Source organism: Kastovskya adunca (assembly GCF_059505785.1).
Genome location: NZ_JCACLG010000042.1, coordinates 1 through 13642 on the forward strand (window position 1 = coordinate 1; position 13642 = coordinate 13642).

Annotated in this window: 10 protein-coding genes; 9 read left to right on the forward strand and 1 reads right to left on the reverse strand. The window is 48.9% G+C overall.

What is annotated here, in order from left to right; genetic code table 11:
- The first annotated feature begins 91 nt into the window (after positions 1-91).
- Positions 92-1381: a bifunctional folylpolyglutamate synthase/dihydrofolate synthase gene (locus AC5JR3_RS16350; protein WP_495847641.1), complete on the forward strand. Its 1290-nt coding sequence runs from the start codon at positions 92-94 to the stop codon at positions 1379-1381.
- A gap of 62 nt (positions 1382-1443) precedes the next feature.
- On the opposite strand, the gene AC5JR3_RS16355 is transcribed toward AC5JR3_RS16350, so the two are convergent.
- Complete coding sequence (locus AC5JR3_RS16355) at positions 1444-2739, reverse strand: ABC transporter substrate-binding protein (protein WP_495847611.1); 1296 nt, start codon at positions 2737-2739, stop codon at positions 1444-1446.
- Positions 2740-3241: 502 nt separating this feature from the next.
- Here AC5JR3_RS16355 and pilM point away from each other — a divergent pair.
- The 8 genes from pilM to AC5JR3_RS16395 all read left to right on the forward strand — a co-directional run bounded on the left by pilM (position 3242) and on the right by AC5JR3_RS16395 (position 13637).
- Positions 3242-4360, forward strand: coding sequence for a type IV pilus assembly protein PilM (pilM, locus tag AC5JR3_RS16360; RefSeq protein WP_495847612.1), 1119 nt, complete (start codon positions 3242-3244; stop codon positions 4358-4360).
- 4 nt (positions 4361-4364) lie between these two features.
- Complete coding sequence (locus tag AC5JR3_RS16365; RefSeq protein WP_495847613.1) at positions 4365-5195, forward strand: PilN domain-containing protein; 831 nt, start codon at positions 4365-4367, stop codon at positions 5193-5195.
- Positions 5192-5935 (forward strand): pilus assembly protein, encoded by a 744-nt coding sequence (locus AC5JR3_RS16370; protein ID WP_495847614.1) that lies wholly within the window; start codon positions 5192-5194, stop codon positions 5933-5935. The genes AC5JR3_RS16365 and AC5JR3_RS16370 overlap by 4 nt, the downstream gene beginning before the upstream one ends.
- Before the next feature lie 128 nt (positions 5936-6063).
- On the forward strand, positions 6064-8691 hold the full coding sequence (locus tag AC5JR3_RS16375) for a secretin GspD/PilQ domain-containing protein (protein ID WP_495847615.1): 2628 nt from the start codon (positions 6064-6066) through the stop codon (positions 8689-8691).
- A 503-nt stretch (positions 8692-9194) separates the two neighbouring features.
- A complete protein-coding gene (locus tag AC5JR3_RS16380) occupies positions 9195-9476 on the forward strand; it encodes an HU family DNA-binding protein (RefSeq protein WP_495847616.1) in 282 nt (93 codons plus the stop codon).
- 27 nt (positions 9477-9503) lie between these two features.
- A complete protein-coding gene (gene cobD / locus AC5JR3_RS16385; protein WP_495847617.1) occupies positions 9504-10595 on the forward strand; it encodes a threonine-phosphate decarboxylase CobD in 1092 nt (363 codons plus the stop codon).
- A gap of 125 nt (positions 10596-10720) precedes the next feature.
- Entirely contained in the window at positions 10721-12166 is a 1446-nt protein-coding gene (locus AC5JR3_RS16390) for a dihydrolipoyl dehydrogenase family protein (protein ID WP_495847618.1), read from the forward strand.
- 352 nt (positions 12167-12518) lie between these two features.
- Positions 12519-13637: a DUF7453 family protein gene (locus AC5JR3_RS16395; protein WP_495847619.1), complete on the forward strand. Its 1119-nt coding sequence runs from the start codon at positions 12519-12521 to the stop codon at positions 13635-13637.
- Positions 13638-13642 lie beyond the last annotated feature (5 nt).

A 13642-nucleotide genomic window follows, 5' to 3' on the forward strand; every position in this document is an offset into this window, starting at 1 on the left:
TTCCCTCCTCCACTTTTGCCCTTCTCTCTTTTGTAAAAAACCTACACCTGTGAGCCTGCCCCCCTGCTCCCTATCACTACTTTCTCTACCTGTGGAAATCGACTCTCTTCTTAAACGTTTTCAGCGCTTTGGCGTGCATCTGGGTTTGGAACGGATTAACCGACTTCTCGCTGATTTGGGCAACCCCCATCACGCTGTGCCGATAATTCACGTAGCAGGTACAAATGGTAAAGGCTCCGTCTGTGCCTATCTTTCGGCGGTATTGACTGAGGCAGGTTATCGGGTGGGACGCTACACTTCTCCCCATCTGGTGGATTGGACAGAACGCATCTGTCTCAATGAACAACCAATTTCCTCAGAAGCTCTAAAGCAGTTACTCCTACAAGTTCAGGCGGCAATTCCCGATTTTAGTGAAGATTCACCGACGCAGTTTGAGGTGATCACCGCTGTGGCGTTGCTGTATTTTGCCCAGCAGCAGGTAGATGTTGCCGTAGTAGAGGTAGGTTTGGGGGGACGCTTAGATGCGACCAATGTTAGCGATCGCCCCCTTGTAAGTATCATTACCTCCATTAGCCTGGAACATACCCAACAACTCGGCGATACCTATGCCAAAATTGCCACAGAAAAAGCAGGTATCCTCAAACCTCAAGCCCCAGCAGTAATTGGGCAACTACCACCAGAAGCCGAGGCGGTGGTGAAAGCGCGAGTGGTTGAATTAGCTTGCGCTGCTGTTTGGGTAAAGCCCGCCGTAGAGTTACTCTCTCCCCCCGCCAACAATCAAGGCACACCCCAAACGTCCCTAACTCAAGAAATTCCCTGCCGTTGGGCAGAGTATCAAGGTATCAAGTACCCATTACCGTTGCTGGGAGAAATGCAACTGAGTAATTCAGCTTTAGCGATCGCGACTCTCCAAATTTTGCAACAACAAGGGTGGAAAATTGCCGAAGACACCATCGCCTCTGGGATGGCAAAAACTAAGTGGGCGGGGCGTCTCCAGTGGTTCACTTGGCGCGATCGCTCTATCCTCATTGATGGCGCTCATAACCCCGATGCTGCCCAATTTCTCCGCCGCTACGTTGATACGCTAGACACTCCGGTGATTTGGGTGATGGGAATGCTTTCCACCAAAGACCATGCCAATGTATTCCGTGCTTTGCTAGGGCGTGGCGATCGCTTGTACCTCGTCCCCGTCCCCGATCATAGTTGGGCCGATCCCAACGCCCTAGCAACTTTAGCCCAAAACCTCGTCCCAGAATTGACCGATTGTCGCACCTATCCAGAACTAGCGATCGCCCTAGAAGCCGCCGTTGCCGTTCCTGAGACGTTAACCGTCTTGTGCGGCTCCCTGTACCTAATTGGTCACTTTTTCCAACAAAACTAAAGCCCGCCCGTATTGGACTTTAGTTTTGCAAGCGCCACAGAATCAGAGTCTCTTAAGCATATTTATCTTTGAGCGATCGCTGTATTCCACTCCTCGGCTGCATCCGCCACCGCTTGTTCTACCGTCTTCTGCCCTAACATCGCCGCCTGCATATTTTCGTAAATTGCCTTTTGCAGCTTATTAAGGTCTTTCATCGCTGGCACTAATACCTCTGCATCCTGTAACTGGCTGGCACTGATATTGCGGGCTTGCTCTACCGGAGAAGTCTTCGCCTGACTCGATAACTCCTTTCTATAGGCTTCTACTGCCTCAGCCGTTGAAGGCAAAACATTTGCCGCTTTGGCAAACGCCAACTGATTTTCAGTATTGGTAACAAACAAAGCAAACTTCAGCGCCTCATTCGGCGTACTCGTGTCGCGGGGAATTACCAAATTCATCACCGCTACATTCTTTTTACCCGTCTTACCTGTAATTTGTGGTGCCGAGGCGGAAACCTTAGCAACCTCCGGGGCATTGTTCTCAATTGTCTTGAGAAATTCAGCTCCAGACGCTAGCAGTGCTGTCTCACCCGCCTGATAGAGTTCAACGGCATTTCGATGCCCTTGGGTAAGCACTTCCCGTGGCAGCAATCCTTTTTGATAAAGGTCTACCCAATACTGAAACGCGGCTATCCCTTCTGGAGTATTGAAGGCGGCTTTTCCTTGATCGTCCACGAGTTGCACGCCCATCTGCACCAGAGACTCCAAGACTTCCCCAGAATCTTCTGGCACTAGGGTGACAAAAAAGGCGTATTTACCCGTTTTGTCTTTCACTTGCTGGGCAACGTCTGCCAACTCTTCATAAGTGGCAGGTGGCTTGCTCACACCCGCTTGTTTTAATAGCTCTGTATTGTAAATCGTCACCCGCGTTGTTAGATACCAAGGAATGCCAAAGCTCTTTTCATCAATCGTGCTGGCTTTCCAGATATTGGGCAAATACTGCTGTTTTACCTGGGATGGCACTTGCTCGTCCAAATCTAACCAAGCATTGCGGGTTGCTAGCTGAGAGGCAAAGCTGGGGTTCAGGTTCACCACATCTGGTGCAGTTTTGGCTGAAACGGCGGTCAGGATCTTGCTCTCCATTGCCGACCAGGGAACGTCCACCCAGCGGACTTTAGACCCAGCGTTTTCCGTCTCAAATTTGGCAATTAACTCATTGAAGTAGTCGGTAAACTGCGGCTGTAGCTGCATTGTCCAGAACTCAATTTCTGGGTTGGCAGCAGAGGGCGATAGTCCTGAACCACAGCTAACCACCCAGCTCAACACAAACCCCAACAAAGCAAAAATGCCGAGGCGTCTCCAAGTTCTGATTCTGCTCATATCACCTGTCAATTTCACGAATCGCATTAGCAGTCACTGATCATATGTCCATAACGCGATCGTCAGGGATAAGACGCAATGTTTATTTGTTGTCCGCTTTGATCAAGTGCTGAGTCGGCGAATAGGGGTGCTTATGTTAAGGAGAGTAAACAGCTATCTGAGTTAATGAATTCATACTTCACCCTTCATACTTCACCCTTCATACTTCACCCTTCATACTTCACCCCCGCTCCCCCCATTCCCCGTTAATATTTGAACACAGACGAGGGATATACCCTTGACGTTCCTACAATGATTAGAGGGTGCAATTTTATGACAGGCTTAAGAGCGATCGCGGCTGAGGAGTGTTGCTTTGGCTCCCTTGAGATTCATTTCCTGAAAAAATATTCCGCTAACCGTGGTGATTCTAAGCTAGATTGATTACCATGCTTCAGTATTAATCTTGCTAAACTGCGTCTCCACAGCAGATCAACGTCACTTTATCTTACTGCCCAGAGAGCATATGAACCGATTTTCTACGTTTAATCGCTTTAAAGGCCTGTTATCGAAACGGACAAACGGTATCGGTATAGAACTTGCTCCAGAACGAGTCAATCTTGCTCAACTGCGAAAGCAGGGTCAGGGCTATAAAGTGACGACGATGTTCTCGAAAGAAGTTCCGGAAGGCATCTTTCAAGAAGGGCAGATTGCCGACTCTCCGGCGTTAGCCGAAATCATTCAAGAGGCGATCGCCGAAAGCAAGCTTAAGGTCGATCGAGTAGCCACAGCCGTACCGATGCGGGATGCGGTAATTCGGATCATTCCCATTCCAGCGGAATTGGATGACCAAGAACTGCGAGACATGGTGCTAAACCATGAAGCGGGTCTTTATCTACCCTATCCCCGTGAAGAAGTAGATTTGGATTATCAAAAACTGGGCTTTTTTGTCGATGAAGATGGAATTGAAAAAGTCCAAGTCCTTCTAGTTGCCACGCGTCGAGAAGTGACTGATACCTATCTCGATACCTTCCAGCAAGCAGGGCTACACGTAGATGTTCTAGAAATTAACAGCTTTGCAATGATTCGGACGATCCGAGAACAGCTCCGCCAATTTGCTCCCCAAGAAGCCGCAGTACTGATTGACCTTGAGTTTGATAGCACCGAAATTGCGATTATCGTTGATGGTGTCCCTCAATTTAACCGGACGGTTCCCATTGGAACATTCCAACTTCAGAATGCTCTGAGCCGAGCGATGAACTTACCCACCTCAAGAAACACAGAACTGTTACAAGGAATGACTATTCCTAATACACCAGTTGATGGGATACGTACAGGAGCAACAGGAATCAATCCTGGGATGGCAGCTCTTTTGAGAGTTCTAGGAGAATTGGCCGATGAATTACGTCGCTCGATCGATTTTTATCTTAATCAGAGCGACAATCTGGAAGTAGCACAACTGCTTTTAGCGGGACCAGGAGGTGGAATTGGGCAACTAGATGACTTCTTCACGCAACGATTGAGCTTACCGACTACAAAAGTAGACCCGGTGAGTGCCCTATCTTTGGAAATAGACGAAGATATTCCTGCCGTACAACGCCCAGGATTAGGAACTGTATTGGGATTAGGACTGCGCGAGGTTTAAAGTTATGTATAGCTTAGATGTAAATTTTCTTAATGACCGTCCTGAGTATAGACCTCAGACGACAACTGGCCCTCGTGCTGCCAAACAACAGCGATCTATGGGGACAATGACCCCGTTGATTGCCGGAGTGGCAGTCGGGTTACTCCTTCCACTAGCAGTGGGTGGATTGTGGTTTTTCATCCAGCAACAAACCGCTAAGTTGCAAGAGGAAGACAATCGATTGACTGCCGAACTCGGACAACTACAGCAAGAAGAGCAACAACTCGCTAGCATCAACCAGCAAATTACTCAAATTAACAGTGAAACAGCAGCACTAACAGGGGTATTCAATCAAATCAAGCCCTGGTCAGCTTTGTTGCAAGATATTCGCGAACGCACTCCCGTTGGAGTACAAATTAAAGCAATTCAACAAACGGAGGCAGCTGCTCCTGCCCCAGCAGCGGCTACCCCTGCTCCAGGGGCGGCGGCTGGTCAACCCGCCACGGCAAATGTTCCCACGGTTAAGTTAGAACTTTCTGGAACCGCCCGCACCTTTGATGATGTCAACTACTTTTTGCTGACGCTTCAACGATCTCCCTTCTTTAAGAACAATGAAACCCAATTGCTGAGTTCTTCACTGGTTAATAACCCCACCCAACTAGAAACACCAGAAAACCAGCGCCAGACATCAGCCCAAATTAGTTACGAACTGCCAAAAGTGGTGGAATATCGAATTTCTACCAGCCTTACTGATGCCCAAGCCTCTGAGTTACTCCGAGAATTAGATCGTAAAGGTGCAGTTGGTCTGGTCACTCGCATTAGAAGTCTTCAGCAGAAAGGAGCGATTCAACAATGACATACGCTGACGGATTCATGGAAGAAGGGCAAGAGGAACAATCCACTTATCCTACTGCCTTCGGAATTACCTTTACCCCCAAAGTCGGGGGAGCATTAATTGCTGTTTTAGGCTTATTGGGAGCTACCTATCTTTTAGTCAATCAAGTCAAGCCAGCTTGGGACAACTATCAAGCGCTACAAACTACGGTTGCTGATAAAGAAGCACAAATCGAACAAAAAGCTGCAATCCAAAAAAGAATCGAACAGACGAAACAAAAACTGGAGGCAGCAAAACGTACTAGAAGCGATGTATTTGCCTTCTTTGGCAATGAACCAAATCTGGACACATTATTACTAGACCTCAATAGTGTTATCACCTCCAGACAAGGCAAATTACAAAAATTTGAGCCGCAGGCTCAGCCGGAAGGGACAAACATCGTCCAAGATGGTTCTTTAGGAGCGGGCGTTAACGGTAAGCTCAAAAGAGAGGTGTATAATGTCGAATTTGAAGGCACTTTTGATCAAGTCCTGTCTACTCTCCGTAGTATTGAGCGACTGCCTTTGCTACTAAGAGCCAGAGACTTTAGAGCCGAGGTCGGTCAGGGTGAAACACCTCAAAAATTTGTAGTTAATCAGCAAGGCAGAGCGGTACCTAGTGGTCAACCGACAATTAGAGCCAGTTTCAAGCTAGAAGCTTTGCTGCCTTTGACTGAGGAGGAAGCCGCAAAAGCTGCGACTCCCCCCCCACCAGCCCAGTAGATAAAGAACTGCATTGCTAGCTCACTGTTAGCTTCCAGAGTCGAAAAGCGTTTAACGAAAGTGACTCCCGAAAGCTACAGGTACAGCCAGCAGTTGCCAATTGCGTTTATGTAGGTGAGGAGTGAACCGTGAGACAGCCACTCATATGTGGAGTTTGGATTGGAAGTGCAGTGGCGCTCCTGGCAGCCCAGCCAGCGCGGGCAACTGCGACACAAATAACAGGTATACGGCTTAATCAAGCCGAGAATAACCTGGAACTAACTCTTGAGACTCAAGGAGGCGAAACGTCACCGGAAGTTTTGACCCTGAGCCAAGAAAATGAAATTGTCGCCGATATTCCCAATGCCACGCTGAAGTTAGAAAAGGAAGAAAGCTTCCACTCAGACAACCCCCTGCCGGGAATTGAGTCTGTCTTAGTTAGTCAACAAGACATCAATAGCGTACGAGTTACCGTCAGGGGTGCCAGCAGCGCTCCCACTGTGGAGGTTCAACCTCAAGACAACCAAACAATTAGCCTCAGCTTCGGTACAGCACCGGAAAACGAAAAATCCGGTGCTACTCCTGAAATAGCAATAACACCAACCCCATCGGCTAGTTCTCCCTCAGTACCCAAACCTGACTTCCTAGCAACACCCAAAAAAGACCAACTTAACCCCACGGCAGAATCACGGTTTCCGGCAACACCTACGGAAACGCCCGTACAAATCGCGCAAGTGCCCAACTTGCCCTCAGCACCGGGCACGCAGCCAGAACCCTCTGCCCAAGCAACACCAACGCCTCAGCCTGTTTTTCCCGCACCAACGCCGGACGTTCTTGTTCCTAATCCCGAAATCATCATTCAAGGTGCCCCCGCCGCTCCCGCCGGAGTCGTACAGCCTGTAGCGCCTGCGCCTCCTTTCTTGCCTAGAGCCGTTGCTCCGCCAGTGGGTGATATTGCGATCTCGACGATTAATCCCTCTCCCACAGTGATTGATTTGGGAACCGGAGCGCGCGTCCCTCGATTAGTTTTACGAGAAGCGCCGATTCGAGAAGTTTTGGCGCTTCTTGCTCGTTCTGCTGGTCTTAACCTCGCTTTTAGCGGAGCCGCCGGAGGTGCGGAGGGAGCTGCTCCAGGTGCTGCCGAGCAAACGATTTCGCTAGACCTCGAAAACGAAGCTGTTCAAGATGTATTTAACTTCGTTCTCCAGCTTTCTGGATTTCAGGCTAACCGGGTTGGACGCACAATTTTTGTTGGCAGCCAACTGCCTCTAGAAGCTCGCAATCTCGTGGCTCGCACGTTGCGTCTCAATCAAGTCACAGCATCCCAGGCTGTGGGTTTCCTGATTGCTCAGGGAGCGGAGCAGCAGCAGATTAGCACTCAAACGACGCTTACGGTAGTGGGCGAAGGGGCAGCCGCTCAAAGGATTACTAACACGACTACGAGTGTCCAAAGAATCGCCCCAACCGTCGAGGTGGCGGCAGCCGGAGCCGGAGCCGCAGTAACAGGACCTTTAGTGCTAAGAGGATTGGCGGTTACTCCGGATGAGCGCCTCAATGCGATCACCTTAATTGGTGAGCCGCGTAAGATTGAAATCGCTTCCGCACTGTTGACGCAGTTAGATTTACGGCGTCGTCAAGTCGCGGTGAACGTCAAGATTGTTGATATTAACTTGTTAGGAACAGATGCCTTTAACAGCAGCTTCTCCTTCGGACTTGGGGATGGTTTCTTTGCTGTTGATGGCGGAGCCGCCGCCTTCAACTACGGCGGATTTAGTCCACCTACTTCCGGACAAGTCGCTGGTAGTCCTGTCTTCCCAACAGTCGTCCCCAATCCCTTTGCAGGAGCTCAGGTTTTCCTCGATCCAAACAACCCGATAACTGTACCAGGTACCACTCCTGGAACAGTAACGCTTAATCCAGGAAGTAACCCTCCAGTCACCAGCACGCCACGAGGTTCCGGAATATTTCCTGGACCTTTCATCCGGTTAGATAACCCGCTACTGCCAGGATTCACTGATATTACACCGCCAACTGACAACATAGTCACGATCACACCAGGAGCAGCAGGTCAGCCACCTACGGTTAGCGTTACCCAAGGACAGCCGGCGACATTGACGGCTGCTCTGCCGGCTTTGCTTCAAACTCCTTCTAGGTTCCTCGCCTCATTGCAGGCTCAGATTACCAGTGGCAATGCCAAGATTCTGACTGACCCGACACTGGTGGTACAAGAAGGCGAGACAGCGACGGTAAACTTAACGCAGGAAGTCTTTGGCGGGTTCGAGCAAAATACAGTCACTGAAAACGATGTGACGACGACGGTTCAGGAACCAATTATTAAAGAGGCTGGTTTAATCCTGGAAATTAACGTCAACCGGATTGACGATAACGGCTTTATCTCGCTGTTTGTTAATCCAACGGTATCGGCACCAGCTTCTTCTATCCAAACTCCCCAAGGTCTGATTACTCTGGTACAGTCACGAGATTTGCAATCAGGGCAAATCCGGATACGCGATGGTCAGACGCTGATTCTTTCTGGCATCATCCAGGAATCTGACCAAACGACAGTCACTAAGGTGCCGATTTTGGGTGATATTCCGATTCTGGGGGCTTTGTTTAGAAGCACTAATCGCACGAATCAGCGCAACGAGGTAATCGTGCTGCTGACACCTCAGATTCTTGATGATTCGGCTGGCTCGGCGTTTGGCTACAACTACGTACCAGGCTCGGATGCACGCCGAGTGCTGCAGCAGCAAGGATTCCCTGTTCAAGGCAATTAAGTCGTTATTGCTGAGATAGCTCTCCCAGCCCCCTTAAAAAAGGGGGCTTTTTTTGGAGAATTAATAACTTAATCTTTATATATTGATTAATGTTCTATTTAAGCTGCCCCAACTGCTCAATGTTTAGGGGAGAAAAGAGAAACATCTGTGGCAAGTAATTATTAAGTTGGTAATAGATATGTTTAATTTTTATCGGGCTGAAGGATTAACAGCGTTTATGTATCAGAGCAAAATTGGCAAAATAATGAGGCAAAATTGCGCGATCGCCTCCTGTTTTGCAGCCAGATTGCCGAAAAAATCGGTGAAATCCACATAACTTAAAGGTTTCACCGATCCATATCTAGCAAGCAGAGCTTAGAATAATGCAGTGAAACTTCGAGCCTGTGAGTGTTTCAGCGATTTTCTGTTGAATACCCTAGCTCTAAGGGTCAACTTTATCAATCCCAAAGTCAAAATTGAGGAGCAAAAGTTGACCCAAACCTTAAACGATCAGGAGATTAACAATGAACAAAGGCGAATTAGTTGATCAGGTGGCTGCTAAAGCAACTGTTACCAAAAAACAGGCTGATGCCGTATTAACCGCCGCTTTAGAGGCGATTATGGAAGCTGTTTCTACGGGCGACAAAGTCACACTGGTGGGCTTCGGCTCCTTTGAATCGCGGGAACGCAAAGCCCGTGAAGGTCGTAACCCCAAAACTGGCGACAAAATGGAAATTCCCGCAACTAAGGTGCCAGCCTTTTCTGCCGGGAAGCTATTTAAGGAGAAAGTTGCACCTGACAAGTAACGGTTGAGCTTGAACGGAAATTAATTCTTGAAGCGACCGACTCATGGGGGGAACTTAGCCTGGGCAGCGGCAGTAGCCGGCTGTTCCCCTTCCTTGATTCTTGACTTCTCTGCCAGCATCAATCCTCTAGGGCCTCCCAAACGCGCGATCGCGGCGATTGCCGAGGCTCTAGGAACCCTCAGCGCCTATCCTGACCCGAATTACCACGCCTTGCGGGATTCATTGTCTCAGCTACATCCCAGCATCCCACCAGAGTGGATTTTGCCAGGGAATGGCTCGGCTGAGTTACTCACCTGGGCTGGCAGAGAACTTTCCGTCCTGGAAAAAACTTATGTAGTTACTCCAGCCTTTAGTGACTACCGACGGGCGCTACAGGCATTTAATGGCAATATTATTGGCTGCCCTCTGGACTTAAGTGTTGAGAATTTAAACTGCCCATTCATCACCCCTCCTAGGCTAGAAGCTGATCAGGGTAGTGGTTTATTGCTCAATAACCCCCATAACCCTACGGGGCAGCTATTCGACCGAGAGGCAATTGTCCCTTATCTGGAGCAATTTGCCTTAGTGGTGGTAGATGAAGCCTTTATGGACTTTCTACCCCCCGGTCGCGAGCAAAGTTTGATCCCACTCATACAGGATTATCCCAACTTAGTAATTTTGCGATCGCTTACCAAGTTCTACAGCTTGCCAGGACTGCGACTCGGTTATGCAGTTGCCCACCCGGAACGGCTGCAACGCTGGCAACAGTGGCGCGATCCTTGGTCGGTTAACACTCTGGCGGCGGTGGCGGCGAGGGCGGTTGTAGACGATACAGCTTTTCAACAACAAACATGGGATTGGTTAGCGCCGACGCGATCGCAACTTTTTCAAGGACTGGCGGCGTTACCAGGATTACAACCCTTACCCGGTAGTGCCAATTTTTTACTCGTGCAGACGGAATATCCCAGTTCCCAGTTGCAACGACAACTCCTCACCCATGACCAAGTATTAATCCGCGACTGCCTGAGCTTTCCAGAATTAGGCGATCGCTATTTTCGCGTAGCTGTGCGTACAATGGCTGAGAATCAGCGTTTGTTAGCAGGTTTAGCCGTAATTCTCAGCAGCAGCAATGGCGTTTAGTTAGCCAAGAGCGCCAAGAAAAGAAAAAATACCCCTAGAATTTACACAAGTTAATAATTGGGCGATCATTTCTTCAGTCTTGATCAACCACTGACAACAGAAAACTTATATCAGACCAACAACTAATGGCAGTTGAATACGACCTCATTGTCATCGGAGGCAGTCGTGCTGGTATTTATGCCGCTGTTGCTGCTGCTCATCTCCAAGCGCGTGTTGCTTTAGTAGACTTGCCCACAACGGCATTCCCAGAGGCGTCAAGCTCCCTCTATAACCAGGCGATCGCCCAAGTCAGCCGCGTGCAGGCACAGTTATGGAATGCCGAGCAATGGGGAATCTACTGGGATGAGACAGCAGGACGACTCCCTGCCCCCACCGTGCGCTTTGATGAAGCAATGCGCTGGGCAGCGGAAGTTGTCTCAACTCAATTTGAACAACACTCGCCAGCAATTCTAGGAAGTTTGGGGGTTGATGTAATTGTGGGTCAGGGGGAATTTTACCGCCGCCCTCACTTTGGCTTTATGGTCAACGAACGGCGGTTGCGAGGGCGCGCTTATCTACTGGCGACGCTGACGGCGGCACCTGTAAACGAGATTGACGGGCTACAAACCCTCGACTACCGGACACCAGCCGACCTATGGCAGCAAAACCCTCAAGATTTACAAAAAAGTTGGGTTGTGATTGGCGGGAGTTCCACAGCCATTGAACTGGCTCAGACTCTGGTACGGTTCAACGCTGAGGTGACATTGGTAGTAGGTGGTTCCCAAATCCTGCCCCGTGCTGACTTGGAAGCCTCTGATCTGATGCAAGCGCAACTGGAGGCAGAAGGAGTCCGCGTCCTGACAGAGAGTCCAGTCGCCCAGGTGAGGCAAATTGATCAGAAAAAATGGGTACAAGCAGGAAATCAGGCGATTGAAGCCGATGAAATTTTGCTCGCTACTCGTCCGCAGCCGCAGCTAGAAGGGTTGAATTTAGAAGGCGTGGGAGTCAAGTTTGACCAGCAGGGACTGGTGCTGAATCAGAGGCTGCAAACAACGAATCCCCGCATTTATGCCCTCCGCGCCACATACGTTCATATTGCCCAGTATGAAGCTAGCATTGCCCTAAAAAATGCCCTGTTCTTCCCCTGGTTTAAGACGGACTATTACGGGATTGGTTGGGCAATTTTCACTGAGCCTCAACTGGCGCAAGTTGGATTAACTGAGGTACAGGCAAGGCGCAGGTATGGCAAGGATGTTGTTGTGGTGCGACAGTATTTCAAAACTTTAGATAAAGCCCAGATTTTGGGTGAGACGACAGGGTTCTGTAAGTTTGTGGTGCGGGGAAATGGAGAGATTTTGGGTGCGGTGATTGTGGGGGTGGAAGCGAGTGAGTTGATAGAAGCGATCGCGCTGTTGATGCGCCAGAATATTAAGCTAAACGCGATCGCCCAATTCCCTCCAATCTCCCTAACTCTGTCAGAAATCCTCTATAAAGCTGCTTTAGTCTGGCAACGCGATCGCTTCAGCCGCAGTAAAACACGACAGAACTTCCTCGAAAGCTTCTTCAATCTGCGACGCAATTGGTCTTCCTAAAACTTATAACTTCATCCTACCTGTCTGTTTAGTAAATCTCTTGATTACGTTTATACTTTCCTGAAAAAGTCAACATCACAGATGTATATTTATCTGCAATTTCTTTCTTAAAATGCGGTTATTGTAAAGATAAAACAAGTACCAGAGGTTCTAATTTTGGTAAATATTTTTACTTCTTAACCCACTATTCCACAGACTTTTACGGAAGCTTAAATTACAAATTTATCAGCTGATGTACTCTTTGGGCAGACTAGAAATTTTTACTTGCTGGAAGCCGATTTTTATTAAATAAGCATCGGCTCTAGGCAAGAAATTCAATACTATCTATCTGCTTGAAGGAGAGAAGTTATAGATGGCTAATTTTAGCTTTACAAGAATCGCCGATACAAACGACGGAATGTTTAGTAGCTTGCGTCCTCCGGCTATCAATGATGCAGGAACACTGGTCTTCCGAGCTGAATTTGGTCAAGACAGTTCTGAAGAGCAAGGTATCTTTACAGGTAGCGGAACAGGCACTACCAAAATCACTGACACCATCGGCTCCTTTGCAAGCTTTGGCACACCTTCGATCAACACTCAGGGAACGGTGGTTTTTTCGGCGGTGCTGGATGAAGGGGAAGACGGCATCTTCACCAGCAATGGTTCAACCACTACAACTATTGCCGACACTAGCGGTCTTTTCGATCTCTTCGGTTTTGCACCCGCCATTAACGACATGGGAATGGTGGCTTTTAATGCCCTTACGGATGCAGGGGAAGAAGGTATCTTCAGCAGCGATGGCTCAACTACCACAACGATTGCCGATAGCAGCGGCTCTTTCCGGTTATTTGGTTCTCCAAGCATTAATAACGAAGGAACAGTTGCTTATCGAGCTTTTCTGGGTGAAGTAGGCGGCATCTATAAGGGTGACGGCACAACCACCACAACCATCGCCGACGGCAGCGGTTTGTTTAGTGACTTCTTTACCGTTCCGGGTATCAACGACAGCGGAGAGGTTGTCTTTTCAGCACGTCGGGGAGATAAAGATGGCATCTTCATCAGCAACGGCACAGAGATTGCTACTATTGCCGACACCGAGGGCAAGTTTAGCTTCTTTGGTGATGGTACCTACATCAACAATGCGGGACAAGTTGCCTTTACCGCCGATCTTGATAATGCAGGAGTGGCGTTGGGCATCTACACCGCACCAAATAACGCAGTTATCGCTGCCGGAGATCAACTGCTTGGTTCCACAGTCAGAGGAATTTCTGTCCTCAGCACTGGGGGACTGAATAATAATGGGCAAATCGCTTTTCTTGCCAGTTTTGAAGATGGCAACACTGCGGTTTTCCGCGCCGATCCGGTGGCAACTCCTGTTCCTGAAGCTAGCAGTAGTATAGGGCTGCTCGCGATCGCTGCTATTGCCACAATTAACTACTTCTGGCGTAACTGGAAGCAGTCTTCCAAAATTAGCGAGGATGGCATTAACTAGCAAAA

Coding starts and splice junctions, on each gene's coding strand:
- AC5JR3_RS16355 (WP_495847611.1), bottom strand. CDS start 2,739: ATGAGCAGAATCAGAACTTGGAGACGCCTCGGCATTTTTGCTTTGTTG.
- pilM (WP_495847612.1), top strand. CDS start 3,242: ATGAACCGATTTTCTACGTTTAATCGCTTTAAAGGCCTGTTATCGAAA.
- AC5JR3_RS16365 (WP_495847613.1), top strand. CDS start 4,365: ATGTATAGCTTAGATGTAAATTTTCTTAATGACCGTCCTGAGTATAGA.
- AC5JR3_RS16370 (WP_495847614.1), top strand. CDS start 5,192: ATGACATACGCTGACGGATTCATGGAAGAAGGGCAAGAGGAACAATCC.
- AC5JR3_RS16380 (WP_495847616.1), top strand. CDS start 9,195: ATGAACAAAGGCGAATTAGTTGATCAGGTGGCTGCTAAAGCAACTGTT.
- AC5JR3_RS16390 (WP_495847618.1), top strand. CDS start 10,721: ATGGCAGTTGAATACGACCTCATTGTCATCGGAGGCAGTCGTGCTGGT.
- AC5JR3_RS16395 (WP_495847619.1), top strand. CDS start 12,519: ATGGCTAATTTTAGCTTTACAAGAATCGCCGATACAAACGACGGAATG.